14 protein-coding genes and 1 pseudogene are annotated in these 18,413 nt (G+C 71.0%); 9 read left to right on the top strand and 6 right to left on the bottom strand.

The genetic code is table 11. The features are described 5' to 3' along the window. Positions 1-192 precede the first annotated feature (192 nt). Complete coding sequence (locus tag N4G63_RS16100; protein WP_314599927.1) at positions 193-696, bottom strand: response regulator; 504 nt, start codon at positions 694-696, stop codon at positions 193-195. A 143-nt stretch (positions 697-839) separates the two neighbouring features. Further along, positions 840-1,019, bottom strand: a pseudogene (locus N4G63_RS28340) (PAS domain S-box protein); the annotation flags it as partial. Between the two features lie 956 nt (positions 1,020-1,975). On the opposite strand from N4G63_RS28340, the gene N4G63_RS16090 reads away from it, so the two are divergent. Both N4G63_RS16090 and N4G63_RS16085 read left to right on the top strand, forming a co-directional pair. Next, complete coding sequence (locus N4G63_RS16090) at positions 1,976-5,548, top strand: alpha-1,6-glucosidase domain-containing protein (RefSeq protein WP_260786464.1); 3,573 nt, start codon at positions 1,976-1,978, stop codon at positions 5,546-5,548. A 14-nt stretch (positions 5,549-5,562) separates the two neighbouring features. Next, positions 5,563-6,135 carry a PEP-CTERM sorting domain-containing protein gene (locus N4G63_RS16085; protein WP_260786463.1) on the top strand — a complete coding sequence of 191 codons (573 nt, stop codon included), beginning with the start codon at positions 5,563-5,565 and terminating at the stop codon, positions 6,133-6,135. Here N4G63_RS16085 and N4G63_RS16080 read toward each other — a convergent pair. The 3 genes from N4G63_RS16080 to N4G63_RS16070 form a co-directional block, all read right to left on the bottom strand. Next, positions 6,110-8,506: a sensor histidine kinase gene (locus N4G63_RS16080; RefSeq protein WP_314599926.1), complete on the bottom strand. Its 2,397-nt coding sequence runs from the start codon at positions 8,504-8,506 to the stop codon at positions 6,110-6,112. The two genes, N4G63_RS16085 and N4G63_RS16080, sit on opposite strands and share 26 nt — an antisense overlap. 70 nt (positions 8,507-8,576) lie before the next feature. After that, positions 8,577-9,317, bottom strand: coding sequence for a LuxR C-terminal-related transcriptional regulator (locus N4G63_RS16075; RefSeq protein WP_260786460.1), 741 nt, complete (start codon positions 9,315-9,317; stop codon positions 8,577-8,579). 83 nt (positions 9,318-9,400) lie between these two features. Continuing rightward, positions 9,401-10,378: an NADPH:quinone oxidoreductase family protein gene (locus N4G63_RS16070; protein ID WP_260786459.1), complete on the bottom strand. Its 978-nt coding sequence runs from the start codon at positions 10,376-10,378 to the stop codon at positions 9,401-9,403. Positions 10,379-10,523: 145 nt separating this feature from the next. Between N4G63_RS16070 and surE the strand changes: the two genes are divergently transcribed. From surE to rlmD, 6 genes are all read left to right on the top strand, one after another. After that, positions 10,524-11,318 carry a 5'/3'-nucleotidase SurE gene (surE, locus tag N4G63_RS16065; protein ID WP_314599925.1) on the top strand — a complete coding sequence of 265 codons (795 nt, stop codon included), beginning with the start codon at positions 10,524-10,526 and terminating at the stop codon, positions 11,316-11,318. Between the two features lie 124 nt (positions 11,319-11,442). Beyond that, entirely contained in the window at positions 11,443-12,261 is an 819-nt protein-coding gene (locus tag N4G63_RS16060; RefSeq protein ID WP_260786458.1) for a protein-L-isoaspartate(D-aspartate) O-methyltransferase, read from the top strand. Positions 12,262-12,287: 26 nt separating this feature from the next. After that, positions 12,288-13,202: a peptidoglycan DD-metalloendopeptidase family protein gene (locus tag N4G63_RS16055; RefSeq protein WP_443112064.1), complete on the top strand. Its 915-nt coding sequence runs from the start codon at positions 12,288-12,290 to the stop codon at positions 13,200-13,202. Positions 13,203-13,245: 43 nt separating this feature from the next. Continuing rightward, a complete protein-coding gene (locus N4G63_RS16050) occupies positions 13,246-14,178 on the top strand; it encodes a sigma-70 family RNA polymerase sigma factor (protein ID WP_260786456.1) in 933 nt (310 codons plus the stop codon). 180 nt (positions 14,179-14,358) lie between these two features. After that, the gene (locus N4G63_RS16045; RefSeq protein WP_260786455.1) at positions 14,359-15,540 is read left to right on the top strand and encodes an ABC transporter substrate-binding protein; all 1,182 of its coding nucleotides are present in this window, start codon (positions 14,359-14,361) and stop codon (positions 15,538-15,540) included. Between the two features lie 80 nt (positions 15,541-15,620). Next, positions 15,621-16,982, top strand: a complete 1,362-nt coding sequence (gene rlmD / locus N4G63_RS16040) for a 23S rRNA (uracil(1939)-C(5))-methyltransferase RlmD (RefSeq protein ID WP_314599924.1) — start codon at positions 15,621-15,623, stop codon at positions 16,980-16,982. Positions 16,983-17,048: 66 nt separating this feature from the next. Here the strand turns inward: rlmD and N4G63_RS16035 are convergent, their stop codons facing one another. Further along, positions 17,049-17,747, bottom strand: a complete 699-nt coding sequence (locus tag N4G63_RS16035; protein WP_260786454.1) for a Bax inhibitor-1 family protein — start codon at positions 17,745-17,747, stop codon at positions 17,049-17,051. 159 nt (positions 17,748-17,906) lie between these two features. On the opposite strand from N4G63_RS16035, the gene N4G63_RS16030 reads away from it, so the two are divergent. Beyond that, the gene (locus N4G63_RS16030) at positions 17,907-18,320 is read left to right on the top strand and encodes a GlcG/HbpS family heme-binding protein (protein ID WP_260786453.1); all 414 of its coding nucleotides are present in this window, start codon (positions 17,907-17,909) and stop codon (positions 18,318-18,320) included. Positions 18,321-18,413: the final 93 nt, after the last annotated feature.

The raw sequence follows: 18,413 nt of genomic DNA, 5'->3' as shown, positions 1-18,413 counted from the left end.
GCAAGACGAAGGCCCTGCGGCGCATCTGCCCCAGGGCCTTTTTGTCGCCTGTAAGCGCCTGCGCCGGGCGCTGGCTGCGCATGAGTCCGTGGCGCGCGCAGGTGGGTGCCCGGGCTCAGGCTGGCGGCGGCGGCCAGCGCAGCAAGGTGCCGTACAGGCTGTCCGGGTCCACCGGCTTGGCCATGTGGTCGATCATGCGGCGGCCAGGCAGACGGCGAAGTCTTCGCCAAAGGCGTTGGCGGTCATGGCCACGATGGGTGTGTCGGGGCCCGGCTGCTGGCGGATCTGACGTGCGGCAGGCAGACCATCCAGCTCGGGCATCTGCAGGTCCAGCAGGTTCAGCGCATGGCGCTGTTCCAGCGCCATGGCCACGGCCTGCCGGCCGTTGTGGGCGCTGGCCACGTGCAACCCGGCGTGGCGCCGCAGTTCTTCGGCCACATCGTGGTTGAGCGGGTTGTCGTCCGCGCTGTCGTTTGCCTGTGGGGTGCCGGGGCTGCCGGTGGCATCGGTGCGGCCGTTGGGGCCGGTGCTGGCTGTGCTGGCTGTGCTGACGCGGGTGGCATGGGTGGCACGGGCGGCACGGGTGTGGTCTGCCGGTGCGCCGGCCGTGGCGGCCAGCGCGGCGGCCGGAGTCTCGGCCAGCCGCAGCCAGGCCGAGAACCAGCAGCAGCTGCCCTGGCCGGGGTGGCTGCGCACCCCCCGCCTCGCCGCCCATCAGCTGGGCCAGATGGCGGGTCAGTGCCAGGCCCAGGCCGGTGCTGGGCGCGATGCTGCTGCAGTACGCGAAACACGCGGCCATCGGCGTGGCGGCAGTCCAGCGTCACCTGCGGTGGCAGTCCGATGCTGGCTTGCGCAAACCGCGTAGCGGCCTGCTGCTCGAACTCGGCGGCACCGGCATGCAGCATGGCGGTGCCCTGGCCGATCACGGCCTGCGGCGCGTGGCCGAACACGCGGCTGAAGGCCGGGTTCACCATGCGGATGCGGCGCTGCGGGTCGAGCAGCGGCGCCGCGTCGGTCATCACATCGAACGTCGCCCGCAGCGTGGCTTCGCTGCTGCGCAGGGCCGTCGGCGCCGCCGTCTGGCCCTGCATCGGCGGCAGCATCGGCAGGGCCGTGCCCAGCGGCAGACGGGTGGTGAACAGCAGCTGGGTGCTGGGGTCCACCAGCAGCACATGGCCGCTGAAAGCCGCGAAGAAGGGGCGGGCCTGCTGGTACGGCGGCGCCAGATCGCCACCAGGCGCCACCGCCGCGGTGGCGGCCGGACTGTGGGTCATCAGGATCAGTCCGGCCAGGCGGGTTTCGATGCTTTGCGCCACGCGCCCGGCCATGTGTTCGGCCATGTGTTCGGCCAGTTGGGCGGCCAGCCGCTCGGTGTTGCGCTGGGTCTGCGCCAGACCCATGCCCCGCCCACCAGCGCCATCAGCAGCAGCGGCGGCAGCACGCACAGCCAGATCAGCCAGCGCAGGCAGCGCCGCAGCGTCATGGACCGCGGTTCACCTGATGTCCTGTGACCGAGCGAGGGTCTGCCGAGGCGTGCCTCCCCGATCGCCGAGGGTGGCTGCCTGGCCCAGTGCCTACGCGGCCTGGGCGGGGGCGGGGGCGGTGGCCTGCCGCGCAGCGCCTGTGCGGTGACGGTGCGGCGGCGGTGCGAACCACCGAGCCACCATTGGCGCCGGGCCCGGTGCATGGCGGCCGCCCGGCTGGCGCTGGGGCATCGGCCGGCGCCGCAACCGTCTGGGAACGTCCGGTGTCGATGATTCGGTTGGAAGTAAAACTACAAATTCAATCGGCCATCGCCGTGATCGGTCGCCTGAATTTGTGTGGAGGCCAGGAGAATCCGCCCGGGGAGAGGGGCTTCATCGGGATTTCACCAGCTTCCAGTTGTAGTTTTACTTCAATAGCATCGGCGCCACACAAGAAGCTGAGGTGAGACATGAGGTCATGGTTGGACAGGTTGGGTCGCCAGGCGCGCCAGGTGGTCGGGGGCCTCGCGCTGGGCCTGTGCGGCCTGCTCGCGGCCTGTGGTGGCGGCGCTGGCGATGCCCAGGCCGTGGCCCAGGCGCAGGCCGGCGGCACGGTGTCGGCCGCCGCGGCCGACAGTGGCGTCGAGCTGCTGGCCGGCGTGCCCGGTGCGCCCGTTGCGGCAGCTGAGGCCCCCACCGCCCGCATCGCGGCCGTGGCCACCGAAACCGCGCCGGCCACCTCGCTGCGCGTGCACTACCGCCGCGCCGACGGCAACCACGCCGGCTGGCAGATCCACACCTGGAACGCCGCGCAAAGCCCGAACTGGAACGCCGGCTGGAACGCCGCCGGCAGCGACGACTTCGGCGTGTACTACGACGTGCCACTGGCCGCCGGCAGCGGCACGGTGGGCTTTCTGCTCCACCAGGGTGACACCAAGGACAACGGCGGCGCCGACCAGAGCCATGTGCTGCAGGCCGGTGCCAACGAGATCTGGCGCGTGGAGGGCGATGGCACCAACTACACCAGCAACCCGCGCCTGCTGCCGGTGCCCGACATCAAGACCGTGCGCGTGCACTACAAGCGCTTTGACGGCGGCTACAGCGCCTGGGGCCTGCACCTGTGGAACGGCAGCGGCCTGGACGCTGCCGCGCTGCCCGCCAGCCTGCAGATCGACCGCTGGAACCAGCCGGTGGCGCTGAGCGCGATGCCGGGCTACGCCGCGGCTGACGGCGAGGTGGTGTTCGACATCCCCGTGCTGAACCCGCAGGGCGACGTGAACCGCACGGCGCTGGAGTTCATCGTGCACGGCATGGCGCCGAACGAGAACGACAAGGATGGCCGCGACAACAACATCCGCGTGCCCTACGCGGCGCTCACCGTGCGCGGCCAGGTCGGCCACGTCTGGCTGGTCGAGCGCGACGCCACGGTCTACACCGCCAGCCCCGATCTGCGCCAGGTGTCCAGCACCGATGCCCGCGCGGTGTGGCTGAACCGCCGCCTCGTCAAGTGGCCGCGCATCGCCACCACCGGCAGCGTGCGCCTGTACCACTCGGCCACCGGCCAGATCAGCGTGGGCCTGGGCGCCGCGGTGCAGGGCGCCGACGGCTTCATCACCCTCGATGCCCACAGCGGCACGGTGCCGGCGGCCGATGCGCTGCGCTTCAAGTGGGTGGCCAGCGGCACGGTCTTCGGCGTGCGCGCCGCCGACGAGGCGCGCCTGCCCGCGCTGCACCAGCAGCAACTGGTGCTGGTGCAGGAAGATGCCGCCGGCAAGGTGCAGAACGCCACCACCGCCCAGGTGGCCGGCGCGCTGGATGACCTGTATGCCGCGGCCGAGGCCGTGCCCGGCCTGGGCGCGGTGGTGTCCGGCGGCAGCACCCGCTTCAAGCTGTGGGCACCCACGGCGCAGGCCGTGTCGCTGGTGCTCACCACGCCGGTCAGCGGTTCGGCCCTGCTCACCCGCACCACCACCGAGGCCATGAGCCGCGACGCCGCCACCGGCGTCTGGCAGCTGGCCAAGCCCGGCAACCTGCAGGGCGCCAGCTACCGCTACCAGGTGCAGGTGTTCGTGCGTGGCGTGGGCCTGGTGCGCAATCTGGTGACCGATCCGTACTCGCTGGGCCTGGCGCTCGGCGGCCAGCACAGCGTGGTGATGGATCTGCAGTCGGCGGCCACCAAGCCGGCCGGCTGGGATGCCGCAGCGCCGCCGGCCACGGTGGCCGCGCCGGCCGATCTCAGCATCTACGAGCTGCATGTGCGCGACTTCTCGATCCACGATGCCAGTGTGCCGGCGGCCCGCCGCGGCAAGTACCTGGCCTTTGCCGAAACCCAGTCGAACGGCATGCGCCACCTGGCCGCGCTGGCCCAGGCCGGCCTGAGCGATGTGCACCTGCTGCCGGTGTTCGACATCGCCAGCGTCAGCGAAAAAGGCTGCGTCACGCCCGTGCCCAGCGGCGCGCCCGACAGCACGGCCCAGCAGGCCGCGGTGGCCGCCACCGCCGGCACCGACTGCTTCAACTGGGGCTATGACCCGCACCACTTCACCACGCCCGATGGCAGCTACGCCAGCAGCGCGGCCGACCCGCTGGCGCGCGTGGTCGAGTTCCGCCGCATGGTGCAGGCGCTCAACGCCGTGGGCCTGCGCGTGGGCATGGACATGGTCTACAACCACACCACCGCCTCGGGCCAGAACAGCAGCTCGGTGCTCGACAAGGTGGTGCCCGGCTACTACCACCGCCTGAACGCCGGCGGCGGCATCGAGCGCTCGACCTGCTGCGAGAACACCGCGGCCGAGAACCGCATGATGGCCAAGCTGATGATCGACTCGGCCATCACCTGGACGCGCGACTACCGCATCAGCTCGCTGCGCTTCGACATCATGGGCCACCACCCGCGCTCGGTGATCGAGGCGCTCAAGGCCCGCACCAGTGCCGCCGCCGGCCGCGAGGTGCAGATCGTTGGCGAGGGCTGGAACTTCGGCGAGGTGGCCAATGGCGCGCGCTTTGTGCAGGCCGAGATGCTGTCGCTCAACGGCTCGGGCATCGGCAGCTTCAACCCGCTGCTGCGCGACGCGGTGCGCGGCGGCGGCTGCTGCGACACCGGTGCCGCGCTGGTGGCCAGCCAGGGCTATGTCAACGGCTTCTTCTACGACCCCAATGCCAGCGCCACGGGCCAGAGCCGTGGCGAGCTGATGTGGCAGGCCGACCGCATCAAGGCCTCGCTGGCCGGCTCGATCCGCAGCTTCCAGATGCAGACCAGCTGGGATGCCACGCTGCGCCTCGACCAGATCGACGTGGGCGGCATCCCCGCCGGCTGGGTGCTCGAGCCGGGCGAGGTGGTGAACTACGTGGAGAACCACGACAACCTCACGCTGTTCGACACCAACGCCTACCGCCTGCCCACCGGCACCAGCCGCGACGACCGGGCCCGCGTGCAGATCCTGGCCAGCGCCATCAACGCCTTCAGCCAGGGCGTGCTGTACTTCCATGCCGGCACCGACACGCTGCGCAGCAAGTCGCTCGACCGCAACAGCTACGACAGCGGCGACTGGTTCAACCGCCTCGACTGGAGCTACGCCGACAACAACTTCGGCGTCGGTCTGCCCCCGGCCCGCGACAACGCCGACAACTGGGACCTGGCCCGTCCGCTGCTGGCCAACCCGCTGATCAAGCCCGGCGCGGCCGAGATCGGCTGGACCCGCGACGCCTTCCGCGACCTGCTGCGCATCCGCCAGAGCAGCACGCTGCTGCGACTGCGCACGGCCGAGGACATCAAGTCGCGGCTGAGCTTCCTGAACACCGGCTCGACCCAGGAGCCCACGGTGCTGGTGGGGCGCCTGAACGGCGTGGGCTACCCCGGCGCCAACTTCGACGAACTGGTCTACCTGATCAACGTCGACAAGACCGACAAGCAGCTCACGCTGCCGGCACTGGCCGGCCGCCCGCTGGTGCTGCACCCGGTGCATCGCGCCGCCACCGCCGCCGACCGCCGCGCCGCGGCAGCCGCCTTCGACCGCGCCAGCGGCCGCTTCAGCCTGCCGGCGCGCACCGCGGTGGTGTTCGTCGCACCCACCGCCGCCCCCTGATGAAAGCCCCAGCCATGAAGCCCCTGCACCGCACCTGCCGCCGCCTGCTGGGCGCGGCCGCCATCGCCCTCTCGGCCGCCAGTGGCAGCCAGGCGGCCAGCATCGTGGTCGATGCCACCGGCGTGCAAAGCCGCAACCTGCTCGGCGAGGCCGGCAACACCGTGCTGCAGGTCGATGTCGGCGCCTACAGCGCCCTGCAGTCGCTCGACTGGTCGGTGCTGCTCGAAGCCTTTGCGCCCAGCCTGCTGTCGGAGCTGCAGTTCAGCTTCGGCAGCTCGAGCGGGCTGGACACCGTGACGCTGGCGCCGGCCGCGGCCGACGCCATCAGCGGCAGCGGCCAGTACAGCGGCTCGCTCGACCTCAGCGCCCTGGGCCTGGCCGTGGGGGCCGATGGCCTGCTGCGCATCGAGTTCAGCGAGCAGTTCAAGGACCTGGGCACCGATGTGGCCGACGGCCGCTGGCTGGGTGGCACGCTCACCTTCGGCGTCAGCGCCGTGCCCGAGCCCGGCACGGCCAGCCTGCTGCTGGCCGCCGCCGCCGGCCTGGCGCTGGCCGGGCGCTTCAGGCCTGGCCGGCGTCCGGGCTGACCCGCAGCGGCACTTGCACCTCGCAGCGGATGCCGCGCCCGGCCTGCTCGAGCCACTGCACCTGACCGCCGAGCTGCTTGACGCGCTTGCGCACGCCGCCCAGGCCCAGGCCATGGGCCCACAGCGCGGGCGCGCGGCCAATGCCGTCGTCCAGCATGGTCAGCGTGAAGCGGCCGCGGTCGACATGCACGGTGATCTCCACCTGCGTGGCCTGGGCGTGGCTGATGATGTTGTTGACCAGCTCGCGCATCACACGGGTGAGCGCCGACCACTGCACCACGTTCAGCGTGAGGTCGCGCTCGGTGGAAAAGCTCCAGTGCAGGTCGCAGCCCGTGGCCGACAGGCGCTGGGTGATGTCGGACTTCCATTCGGCCGCGGCATGCGACAGCCGGTGGTTCGAGGCCGCCAGGCCGCGGGTCAGCGTCTTCAGGTCCTGCAGCGTGTGGCGGATGTACTCCTCGATCTCGGGATCCGGCGCCTTGTACATCAGCGTCAGCAGGCGCGCGCCGATGTCGTCGTGCAGGTCTTGCGCGATGCGCGTGCGCTCCTCGGTGCGGCCGTGTTCCACCGCGCGGTCGTAGGCCACGGCGCGGCGCAGCTGCTCGATCACACGCTCGGTGAGCTGGCGGTCCTCGTCGGTGAACAGGCGCCGGCCGCGCTGCGCGTGGCGCAGCACCAGGGCGCCGCGGGTGGCCGCGGGCGGGGCGTCGTCGCCGAGGTCGGGCACCGGCACGCCCAGGGTCGAGCCATCGCCGGCCAGGCGCACGCGCGACAGGGTGCGTGGCGTGTGCGTGACCTGCAGCGGATCGAAAAACTCGCGCAGCAGCTTGCCCAGCTGCTCGCTGGCCTGGCGCGGTGACTGCTCGAGCTCGCGCGCGGCGCGGTACAGGCTGTCGAACATGCGCTCGGCGCTCACCGTCACCGAGCCGGTGAGCTGACGCACGATCCAGTGGCGGGCCAGGTGGTACAGCCCCAGGCCCACCAGCAGCGCCAGCAGCAGCGCGGCCAGGTGGCCAAACGGAAACAGCGCCGCGAACAGCAGGTTCAGCGAGGCCACCGTGCTGGCAATGCCGGCCAGCAGCGCAAACATGCGCAGCACCTGCTGCGAGCGCGACAGAAACGGCGCCAGCATCAGCAGCGCGGCAAAAAACACCATCCACACCACCGGGCCGATCACCGCCACATCGGCCGGTGCGCGTGCACTGCCACCGGCCACGCCGATGGCCAGCAGCAGCAGCGCCAGCGTGCCGGTGCCGGCCAGCGTGAGCCACAGCAGCGTGCTGGCCATCGCGTGGCGGGCGTGGCGCTGGGTCCAGCGCAGCAGCGCCAGGCCCAGCAGGCCGCAGCCCAGGCCCAGGCCCGAGGTCCACCACCACAGGCCGGGCAGCGGCAGCAGTGGTGCCATCACGGCCAGGCCCAGCGCCACAGTCCAGGCCGGCCAGGCCAGCCAGCGCCAGCGCGGCAGCGGCTGCGGATGCACCAGCAGCAGGTGCACCAGCGCGGCCGAGGTCACGGCATCGGCCAGCAGGCGCAGCCGCAGGTCGACGCTGGCCAGGGCCTGGCTCATGCCCAGGCCGGGCAGCAGCTCGGTGCCGATCAGCAGCAGGTTCAGGCATTGCGGCAGGGCCATCGCGGCATACAGCAGGGCCGGCGGCCCAGGGCGCCACACCAGCACCGCCGCCGTCACCAGGTACAGCTGCAGCGCCAGCACGGCCAGTGCGCCGCTGGCCAGGCCCAGGCCCCACAGGCCGCGCGGCCGGGTCGGCACCGACACCTCGGCCTCGCCGCCGGCGGCGGTGGCGAACACCAGGGTCACCCGGGGCATCGCCTGGGCGGTGGCCAGATGGGCCTGCGCGGCCATCAGGTCGACACGCGCCTGGTCATCGACGATCCAGCGCGGCGAGCGTGCCAGCCACTCGGGCTGGGCCGGCAGCCGCTGGCCGGCGGCGTCGCGCAGGGCCAGCAGGCGCTGGCCACGGTGGGCGCCCAGCACCGGATCGCTGCTGGCCACCAGCTCGAGCCCCGGCCCGCTGCTGGGCACGCGCCAGCGGGCGGGCAGATGCGGCTCGGCGGCCGCCCAACGCAGCCACAGGGCCAGCAGCACCACGCCCAGCAGGCCCACCAGCAGCAGGCGTCGCGCCACGTCCACCGGGCGTTGCGGGGCGCGGCGTGGCGCGTCGGCGGTGGCTTCGGTCCAGGCCGAGTCGGCGGGGGATTCGGTGGGCGGATCGCCCGCCATGCGCGGCGCGGCACGCGCGCCAGGGTCGGTGGCCATGCCCTGGGCGGGCCAGGGCGGCGGGTCGGTGCTGCGGCTGCTGGGCGGCAGTGGCACGCCGCCAGGGCGGTCGTCGCGGCCGGAGGGCGGGCTCACGGCCGCAGGGCGATGGGCGGGCCGACGAAGCGCAGGCGGGTGAACGGCGGGCCCGGTGGCCGGGCGCCGTTCAGACCAGGCCCTGCTTGGTGGCCAGCACCGCCGCCTCGGCGCGGCTGGACACGTTGAGCTTCTTGTAGATGGACTTGATGTGGTCGTTGACGGTGAACCACTTGATGCCCATCAGGCTGGCGATCTCCTTGATCGTGAAGCCCTTGCTCAGGTAGGTGAGCACCTCGCTCTCGCGCGGCGTCAGGCGCTCGTGGTCGGGCAGCTTCTCGATCGGCACCGGCGCGCTGGTGGTGACGAACTCGCCCGGCACGGTGAAGCCCGAGTCGGGCGCCGCGCCATCCAGCCGCCCACCGTGGCGGAAATGCGTCAACAGCCGCCGCGCGATCGCCGGCGACAGCGGCGGCTGGCCGCGCACGATCTTCTGCAGCTCTTCCACCAGCACCTCGAAGCGGTCTTCCTTCAGCAGGTAGCCGTCGGCGCCGCGCTGAAGGGCAGGGAACAGGTGGTCGTCGTCCGAGTACAGCGTGGTGACGATCTTGGTGGCCGGGTAGTGGCCCAGCTCGGCCAGCAGCTCCATGCCATTGCCGTCAGGCAGTTCAAGATCGACGAGGATCAGCTTGAACGGATCGACGCCGTGCAGGCCGCTGGCGCCGCCGGCCAGCTTGATTTGCGCGCGCGCGGTTTCCAGATCACCGGCTTCGGTGATCGAGATGGCATCGCTGAAGCTTTCGCGCACCACGCGGCACAAAAAGGCGCGGGCGACCGGGTTGTCTTCGAGGATCAGGACCTTGACGGCCATATGCAGGGCTCTCCGCTGCGCATGCTAGCGCAGAAGACCCGTGGGCGCGAGAAACGGGCGTCCTACCGAGGGGGTAGGTTGCATCAGCCCGGCGTGAGCACCAGCTTGCCGATGACCTGGCGGCCGGCCATCATCGCGTAGGCCTTGTGCAGTTCGCTCATGCGCAGGGTTTGGTGGACCAGCGGGCGCACCTTGCCTTCGGCGTACCACTGGCCCAGCTGGCGCATGTCGCGCTGGAACGCGGCCGGCTCGCGGCGCACGAAATCGCCCCAGAACACGCCCACCAGGTCGGCGCTCTTCAGCAGCGCCAGGTTCCAGGGCAGGGCCGGGATGCCGCCACCGGCAAAGCCGATCACCAGGTAGCGGCCGCGCCAGGCGATGCTGCGAAACACCGGCTCGGCCAGATCGCCGCCCACCGGGTCGTAGACCACGTCGGGGCCCTTGCCGCCGGTCAGCGCCTTGAGCGCCTCGCGCAGGTTGCCGGTGCTGTAGTTGAGGGTGTCGTCGGCGCCGATCTCGCGGCACAGCGCGCACTTCTCGTCGCTGCTGGCGGCGGCGATCACGCGCGCGCCGGCGGCCTTGGCGATCTGCACCGCGGCCGTGCCCACGCCGCCGGCCGCGCCCAGCACCAGCACGGTTTCGCCCGCTTGAAGGCGGCCGCGGTCGAGCAGGGCGTGGATCGAGGTGCCGTAGGTCATGGCAAAGGCCGCGCCGTGCTCGAAGCTCATCGCGTCGGGCAGCGGAAACAGCTTGTCGGCGGCCACGATGGCGTGGCTGCCAAAGCCGCCGTTGCCGGCCAGCGCCGCCACACGGTCACCGGGCTTGCAACTGGTGACACCTTCGCCCACCGCCTCCACCACACCGGCAAACTCGCTGCCCGGCACAAAGGGCAGCGGCGGCTTGAACTGGTACTTGTTTTCCACGATCAGCAGGTCGGGAAAGTTCAGGCTGGCGGCATGCACTGCCAGCCGCACCTGGCCGGCCTGCGGTTCGGGCGTAGGCGCCTCGCGCCACTGCAGCGCATTCACGCCGATCGGGTTGTCGCAGAACCAGGCTTGCATCGTGTCTCCTCGCGGCGTCTTCGCAACGCCATGCTGCTGTTGAACCAAGGATCATAGGCAGGCCGCCGGGCCAGCCCCGTCGCCGGGGCGACGGGGCCGCGCAGCCGCCGCGGGCGCGGGCCGCGCCTCCTACAATCGGCGCCCTATGCGCATCCTGATCGCCAATGACGATGGTTACCTCGCCCCCGGCATCGCCGCCCTGGTGCAGGCGGTGCAGGGCCTGGGCGAGATCGACGTGTTTGCGCCCGAGCAGAACGCCAGCGGCACCAGCAATGCGCTGACGCTGGGGCGGCCGCTGTCGGTGTTCACCGCCAGTGGCGCGCAGCAGGGGTTTCGCGTGGTCAACGGCACGCCGTCCGACAGCGTGCACCTGGCCCTCACCGGCGTGCTGGGGCACCGTCCCGATCTGGTGCTCTCGGGCATCAACCAGGGCGCCAACATGGGCGACGACACGCTTTATTCGGGCACCGTGGCCGCGGCCATGGAGGGCTACCTGTTCGGCGTGCCGGCCATCGCGTTCTCGCAGGTCGAGAAGGGCTGGGGCCAGCTCGATGCCGCGGCGCGCGTGGTGCGTGCGGTGGTCGAGCAGGTGCTGGCCCAGGGCATCGTCGGCCGGCCCGAGGCCGCGCCGTTTCTGCTCAATGTCAACATCCCCAATCGCGCCGATGCCGACGCGCTACCGCGCCGCATCACGCGCCTGGGCCGCCGCCACGCCAGCGAGCCGGTGATCCGCCAGACCAGCCCGCGCGGCGAGACCATCTGGTGGATCGGCCCGGCCGGCGATGCGCGCGAGGCGGGCGATGGCACCGATTTCCATGCCGTGGCCCATGGCTGCGTGTCGATCACGCCGCTGCAGGTCGACTTGACCGACCATGCCGGCCTGGCCACCTGGGGTGGCCGCCTGGGCAACTGGGGTGGCCGCCCGGCCAGTGGCGGATGAGCGCCGGCTGCGCAGCGAGCGCCGGGCCGAGCCTGGCGCCGCGCCCCGGCCCGGCTGGCCGCTGCCCGGCAGATCGGCCGATGCCGATGCCGATGCTGGCGCCGCTGTCGGCCAAGGCGCGGTCATGAGCAAGCCCTCGCGCTTTCCGCTCGGTCTGGACAGCATGGGCCAGGCCCCGGCGGGCGCCCGTGCCAAGACCGACGGCCGCACCGTGCTGCGCCCGCAGCGCCCGCTGCACGAGGCCGCCCGCGATGCCGTGCGCCAGGCCGCGCCGCAGGGCCTGGGCCTGGATTCGCAGCCGATGCGCGAGCGCATGATCGGCGTGCTGCGCCGCGAGGGCATCCGCTGCGAGCCGGTGTTCGAGGCCATGCGCCGGGTGCCGCGCCATGTGTTCGTCGACACCGCGCTGGCCAACCAGGCCTACGAGGACACCAGCCTGCCGATCGGCCTGGGCCAGACGATCTCCAAACCCTCGGTGGTGGCGCGCATGGTCGAGCTGCTGTTCGAGGGCGCACAGGCGCGTGCCGGTGGCAGCCTCGGGCGCACGCTGGAGGTGGGCACCGGCTGCGGCTACCAGACGGCGCTGCTGGCGCACCTGTCCAGCCGCGTGATCTCGATCGAACGGCTGAAGCCGCTGTTCGAGAAGGCCGGCACCAACCTCTCCGCCTGGCGGCTCGACCACGTGCGCCTGGTGCACGGTGATGGTCGCCTGGGTCACGGCCCGAACGCCCCCTACGAGAGCATCATCGCCGCCGCGGGCGGCGACGACGTGCCCCAGCCCTGGCTCGACCAGCTGGCCATCGGCGGGCGCCTGGTGGCGCCGATGCACCGCAGCGGTGGCCGTGGCCAGGTGCTGCTGGTGATCGACCGCCATGCCGGCGGTCTGGTGCGCACCGAGCACGAGGCGGTGCATTTCGTCCCTCTAAAATCGGGCATCGCCTGAATCCGCCGCTCATGCGGCGCGTTGTCATGATCCCGTCCCGCCCCGTGTCGCCCCGCTTCCACCTGCTGTCCTGGTCGGCCGTGGCCCTGGTGCTGGCCTTGGCGGGCTGCGCCTCGCCCAGGCACAAGGCGCCGGTCGAAGACCGCGGCAGCCAGGCGCGCGCCTCGGCGCCAGCGCCAGGCGGCGCCGCTGCCGGCACCACCACCGCCGGCAGCGCCCCGGCCGCCGCGACCGAGGGCAGTGCCAAGCCGCCGCCGCCGGGCATCGAGAACGCCGGCAAGCCGGGCTACTACACGGTCAAGCCCGGCGACACGCTCACCCGCGTGGCACTCGAGCACGGCCAGGCCTGGCGCGAGATCGCCCGCTGGAACGGCGTGGAGAACCCCAACCTGATCGAGGTGGGCCAGGTGCTGCGCGTGGTGCCGCCGCAGGTCGATGCCTCGGCCGCCAGCACCCGGCCAGTCAGCTCGGGCCAGGTCGAGGCGCGTCCGCTGGACGGCCGTGCACAGGCCGGTGGCGCAGCGGCGGCCGCGGGCACGGCCTCGGCGCCGGCCACCGCGCGCGAAGGCGACGAAGACATCGGCTTCGCCTGGCCGGCCAGCGGCCCGGTGCTGGGCGCGTTTGAAGAAGGCCGCAGCAAGGGCCTGGCCATCGGCGGCAAGGCCGGCGATGCGGTGCTGGCCGCCGCCGACGGCCGCGTGGCCTATGCCGGCTCGGGCCTGCGTGGTTATGGCAACCTGGTGATCGTCAAGCACAACAACACCTATCTCACGGCCTACGCCCACAACCAGACCCTGCTGGTGAAGGAAGACCAGGTGGTGCGTCGCGGCCAGAAGATCGCCGAGATGGGCGCCAGTGACGCCGAGCGGGTGCAGCTGCACTTCGAGATCCGGCGCCAGGGCAAGCCGGTCGATCCGTCCAAGCTGCTGCCGGCGCGCTGAGCCCGGTCTGCCGCGGCGCTGTCATCCCACTGGGCGCCGCACGATGCACGAACCACCCGATGCCGCCGCCGATCCGGCCGGCGACGAACCGCCGCACGCCGGCGCCCTGAGCGACCCGGCGTCCGACGGCACGGCCGGCAGCGCGCTGCAGCGCTACCTGCTCGAGATCCGCCGCGCGCCACTGTTCAGCGCCGAGCAGGAGCAGGCCACCGCCCGCGCCGCGCGCGACGGCAGCTTTGCCGCGCGCCAGGCCATGATCGAGCACAACCTGCGCCTGGTGGTGAGCATTGCCAAGCACCATCTCGGCCGCGGCCTGCCCTTGCCCGACCTGATCGAGGAAGGCAATCTCGGCCTGATGCATGCGATCGGCAAGTTCGAGCCCGAGCGCGGTTTTCGCTTCTCGACCTATGCCTCGTGGTGGATCCGCCAGGCGATCGAGCGTGCGCTGGTGCAGCAGACGCGGCTGGTGCGCCTGCCGGTGCATGTGGTGCGCGAGCTCAACCAGGTGCTGCGCGCCCGCCGGGCACTCGAAAACGAGGCCGCCGATGCGGCCGCCGGCGAGCCGGTCAGCGCCGAGGCCATCGCGCGGCGCCTGGGCTGGCAGCCCGCACAGGTGGGCGCCTTGCTGGCGATGGCCGAGCCGCCCACCTCGCTGGATGCGCCGCTGGCGCTCGACACCGCCGAATCGCTGCTCGACGGCGTGGCCGACGAGCGCGCGGCCGATCCGGTGGGCCTGATGCTCAGCCACGAGGTCTCGGCCCTGCTGGCCCAGGGTCTGGCCGGGCTGAACGCACGCGAGCGCGAGGTGCTGAGCGGCCGCTACGGCCTGGACGACCGCGAGCCCGAGACGCTGGAGGTGCTGGCGCAGCGCCTGGGCCTGACCCGCGAGCGGGTGCGCCAGATCCAGCAGGAGGCCCTGCTCAAGCTCAGGCGGCGCATGGCCGGCCAGGGCGTGGGGCGCGACGCGCTGTTCTGACCGGCTCGGCGCTCGGCGCCTGCGGTGCCGTGCTGGGCTGTCTTGCGCTTTGTGGCTGCGCCGGTGGCGTGGCGCTCATCGCTTCCCCGGGGATCGTGGCGCCCCCCTGCGGGCTAGCATGCCAGCCGCAACGGCCCGCCCCGTGGCCGACCATCCGACCCCTGTGTGGAGACACGTTCCATGATGAAGCGCATATCCCTTGCCCTGCCGGCGCTGTCGGTGCTGGCCACGCTCACATCGCTGGCCACCAGTGCCCAGGCGCAGACCCAGGGCGTCAGCAAGACCGAGATCCTTGTCGGCACCATCCAGGACCTGTCGGGCCCGCTGGCCGGCTACGGCAAACAGGCGCGCAACGGCATGCAGCTGCGCGTGGACGAGATCAACGAGCAGGGCGGCATTGCCGGGCGCAAGGTCAAGCTGCTGGTCGAGGATTCGGGCTATGACCCCAAGCGCGCGGTGCTGGCCACGCAGAAGCTGGTGAACCAGGACAAGATCTTCATCATGGCCGGCCACCTGGGCACGGCGCAAAACCTGGCCTCGATGCCGGTGCAGTTCGAGAAGAACGTCGTCAACTTCCTGCCCATCACCGCCGCGCGCGAGATGTACGAGCCCTTCCACAAGCTCAAGTACTCGTTCGCCGCCACCTACTACGACCAGATCCGCATGGTGCTGCCCAAGCTGGTGAAGGAGAAGGGCGCCAAGAAGGTGTGCACGATCTACCAGGACGACGAGTTCGGCCTCGAGGTGGTGCGCGGTGGCGAGGCCGGCCTCAAGGCCATGGGCATGGAGTTCGCCGAGAAGACCAGCTACAAGCGCGGCGCCACCGACTTCAGCTCGCAGGTGGCCAAGATGAAGTCGGCCGGCTGCGAACTGGTGGTGCTGGGCACCATCATCCGCGAAACCATCGGCGCCATCGGCGAGGCGCGCAAGACCGGCTTCAACCCGGTGTTCCTGGGCTCCAGCGCGGCCTACACCGACCTGATCCACAAGCTCGGCGGCAAGGCCATGGACGGCCTGTACACCACCATGACCGCACAGCATCCGTACCTGGACGAGGCGGCGCAGCCCATCCGCTTCTGGGCCACCAAGTACAAGACCCGGTTCAGCGAGGATCCCACGGTGTTCTCGGCCTACGGCTACGTGATCGTCGATGCCTTTGCCCGTGCGGCGCAGAAGGCCGGTGCCAACCTCAGCACCGAGAGCTTCGTCAAGGCCATGGATTCCATGGTGATCCCGCCCGACATCTTCGGCAGCCCTCAGATGAGCTACACCGCCACCAAGCGCCTGGGCAACGACCTGTCGCGCCTGTCGCAGATCGTTGATGGCCGCTGGAAGGTGCAGTCCGACTACGTCAAGCCCTGAGTGGGGCGCAGCGTCAACAGTTGCCCGATCCATGCAACGCCGCCTTCGGGCGGCTTTTTCGTGCCCGGATAATCGGGCCCATGACAGCAAGAGACGAATGGCTGACGGTCGACTCGATCGACCTCGAGGCCCAGGGCGTGGCCCGCAATGCCGAAGGCAAGGTGGTGTTCATCGAAGGCGCACTGCCGGGCGAAGAAGTGCAGGTGCAGGTCGGCCGCAGCAAGAACGCCTGGGAGCAGGGCACGCTGACCGCGATGCGCCGCGAAAGCGCGCTGCGGGTGCGCCCCGGCTGCCCGCATTTCGGCCTGCATGCCGGTGCCTGCGGCGGCTGCAAGATGCAGCATGTGGACGGCGCGGCGCAGGTGGCGATCAAGCAGCGCGTGCTCGAGGACAACCTGGCCCATCTGGCCAAGGTGAAGGCCGAGACCCTGCTGCGCCCGATCCAGGGCCCCGACTGGGGCTACCGCTTCCGCGCCCGCCTGTCGGTGCGCTATGTGGCGCGCAAGGGCACGGTGCTGGTGGGCTTCCACGAGCGCAAGAGCCGCTACGTGGCCGACATGCAGGTCTGTCCGGTGCTGCCGGCCACGGTGAGCGCGATGCTGATGCCGCTGCGCGCGCTGGTCGGCAGCATGGATCAGCGCGACCGCCTGCCGCAGATCGAGCTGGCCATCGGCCAGGCCGAGGCCGGCCCCGTGATCGCGCTGGTGCTGCGCCACCTCGAGCCGCTGACCGATGCCGATCTGGCGCGCCTGCGTGCCTTTGCCGCCGTGCACGGCGTGCAATGGTGGCTGCAGCCCAAGGGCCCCGACACCGTGCACCTGTTGGACACCGATGGCCCCGAACTGGCCTACACCCTGCCCGAGTTCGGCGTGGTGATGCCTTTCAAGCCCACCGACTTCACCCAGGTGAACCACCAGATCAACACCGTGCTGGTGGGCCGCGCGCTGCGCCTGCTGGCGCCCACGCGCGACGAGCGGGTGATCGACTGGTTCTGCGGCCTGGGCAACTTCACGCTGCCGATCGCCACGCTGGCGCGCGAGGTGCTGGGCATCGAGGGCAGTGAAACCCTGGTGCAGCGCAGCCGCGACAACGCGCTGCGCAACGGCCTGGACGGGCGCGCCAGCTTTGCCGCACGCAACCTGTTCGAGCTGGCGCCCGACGATCTGGTGGCCTATGGCCAGGCCGACAAATGGCTGGTCGATCCGCCGCGCGAGGGGGCCTTTGCGCTGGTCAAGGCCCTGGCCGATCTGCATGCCGCGCCGCGCGCCGACTGGCAGCCGCCGCGGCGCATCGTCTACGTCAGCTGCAACCCGGCCACGCTGGCGCGCGACGCCGGCCTGCTGGTGCACCAGGCCGGCTACCGCTGCGTGGCGGCGGGCGCGGTGAACATGTTTCCGCACACGGCGCATGTGGAGAGCATGGCCGTGTTCGAGCGCGCCTGACGCCCGTCGGACCGCCATGAAAAAGGGCACCCGAGGGTGCCCTTGTCATTTCAGCGGGTGCTGCGGTCAGTCACGCTCACCGCCCACGATGCCCAGGATGGACAGCAGGCTCTGGAACACGTTGTACACGTCCAGGTAGATGGCCAGCGTGGCGCTGATGTAGTTGGTCTCGCCGCCATCGATCACGCGCTTGATGTCGAACAGCATGAAGCCCGAGAAGATCACGATGGCCAGCACCGACACGGTCAGCATCAGCGCGCTGCTCTGCAGGAACGCGTTGGCGATGCCCGCCACCATCAGGATCAGGGCGCCGATGAACAGGAACTTGCCCATGTTCGACAGGTCGCGCTTGATCACCGTGGCCAGCGTGGCCATGCCGACAAACACCACGGCCGTGCCGCCGAAGGCCGTCATGATCAGGCTGCTGCCGTTCTTGAAGCCCAGGATGGCCGCCAGCAGGCGCGACAGCATCAGGCCCATGAAGAACGTGAAGGCCAGCAGCACGGCCACGCCGGTGGCTGAATCCTTGGTCTTCTCGATCGCGAACATGAACCCGAAGGCTCCGGCGAAAAAGACGATCATCGACAGGCCCATGCCCATCGAGGCCATGATGCCGGTGCTGACACCCACCCAGGCGCCCAGCACGGTGGGCACCATCGACAGTGCAAGCAGCCAGTAGGTGTTGCGCAGCACGCGATTGCGGCTGGCCGCCAGCGCGCCGCCGCCGGCCATACCGGTGCCGAGGTGCAGGCCTTGATTGTTCATGAGGACTCCAGGTCGTCAGGGGGTTGGGGATGCGGCTGTCTGACCGCGGGCGCGATTCTAAGTTCCGCAGGGCAGTACAGGCGTTTCGGCCCTGAATCGCTTGTGGGCGCTGCGGCACACTGCGCAGCACTCTCTCACACTGCACATGGATGCACCCCGATGAAAACCAAGCCCTTCCTGAGCGCCGCTGACGTGCGCCTGATCGCCGAAGCCGCCGAACGCGAGGCCCTCGCCAACCAGTGGGCGGTGACGATCGCCATCGTCGACGACGGCGGCCATCCGCTGTGGCTGCAGCGGCTGGATGGCGCTGCACCGCTGTCGGCCCAGATCGCGCCGGCCAAGGCGCGCACCGCCGCACTGGGTCGACGCGAGAGCAAGGTGTACGAAGACATGATCAACGGCGGCCGCGTGTCCTTCCTGAGCGCACCGCTGATCGAAGGCATGCTCGAAGGCGGCGTGCCGGTGCTGGTGGACGGGCACTGCATCGGCGCGGTTGGCGTCAGCGGCGTCAAGTCGGCCGAAGATGCGCAGATTGCACGCGCCGGCATCGCCGCGCTGGCCCAGCCGGGCTGACATCCCCGCTGCGGCCGGGGGTGTGCAAGTCTCCGGGCAAACCCTTGCGGCTATAATTCGAAGGTTTACCCGCCACCACCGCAGCCTTAGCGA

The organism is Aquabacterium sp. OR-4 (genome assembly GCF_025290835.2).
Lineage (GTDB): Bacteria > Pseudomonadota > Gammaproteobacteria > Burkholderiales > Burkholderiaceae_C > Pseudaquabacterium.
This window is presented reverse-complemented; position numbering and strand designations above follow the sequence as displayed.

Excerpts from the sequence above, each read along its gene's own strand:
- N4G63_RS16035 (WP_260786454.1), bottom strand. The coding sequence starts at position 17,747 with ATGAACAATCAAGGCCTGCACCTCGGCACCGGTATGGCCGGCGGCGGC.
- N4G63_RS16060 (WP_260786458.1), top strand. The coding sequence starts at position 11,443 with ATGAGCAAGCCCTCGCGCTTTCCGCTCGGTCTGGACAGCATGGGCCAG.
- N4G63_RS16055 (WP_443112064.1), top strand. The coding sequence starts at position 12,288 with ATGATCCCGTCCCGCCCCGTGTCGCCCCGCTTCCACCTGCTGTCCTGG.
- N4G63_RS16045 (WP_260786455.1), top strand. The coding sequence starts at position 14,359 with ATGATGAAGCGCATATCCCTTGCCCTGCCGGCGCTGTCGGTGCTGGCC.
- N4G63_RS16050 (WP_260786456.1), top strand. The coding sequence starts at position 13,246 with ATGCACGAACCACCCGATGCCGCCGCCGATCCGGCCGGCGACGAACCG.
- N4G63_RS16070 (WP_260786459.1), bottom strand. The coding sequence starts at position 10,378 with ATGCAAGCCTGGTTCTGCGACAACCCGATCGGCGTGAATGCGCTGCAG.
- N4G63_RS16085 (WP_260786463.1), top strand. The coding sequence starts at position 5,563 with ATGAAGCCCCTGCACCGCACCTGCCGCCGCCTGCTGGGCGCGGCCGCC.
- N4G63_RS16075 (WP_260786460.1), bottom strand. The coding sequence starts at position 9,317 with ATGGCCGTCAAGGTCCTGATCCTCGAAGACAACCCGGTCGCCCGCGCC.
- surE (WP_314599925.1), top strand. The coding sequence starts at position 10,524 with ATGCGCATCCTGATCGCCAATGACGATGGTTACCTCGCCCCCGGCATC.
- N4G63_RS16030 (WP_260786453.1), top strand. The coding sequence starts at position 17,907 with ATGAAAACCAAGCCCTTCCTGAGCGCCGCTGACGTGCGCCTGATCGCC.
- rlmD (WP_314599924.1), top strand. The coding sequence starts at position 15,621 with ATGACAGCAAGAGACGAATGGCTGACGGTCGACTCGATCGACCTCGAG.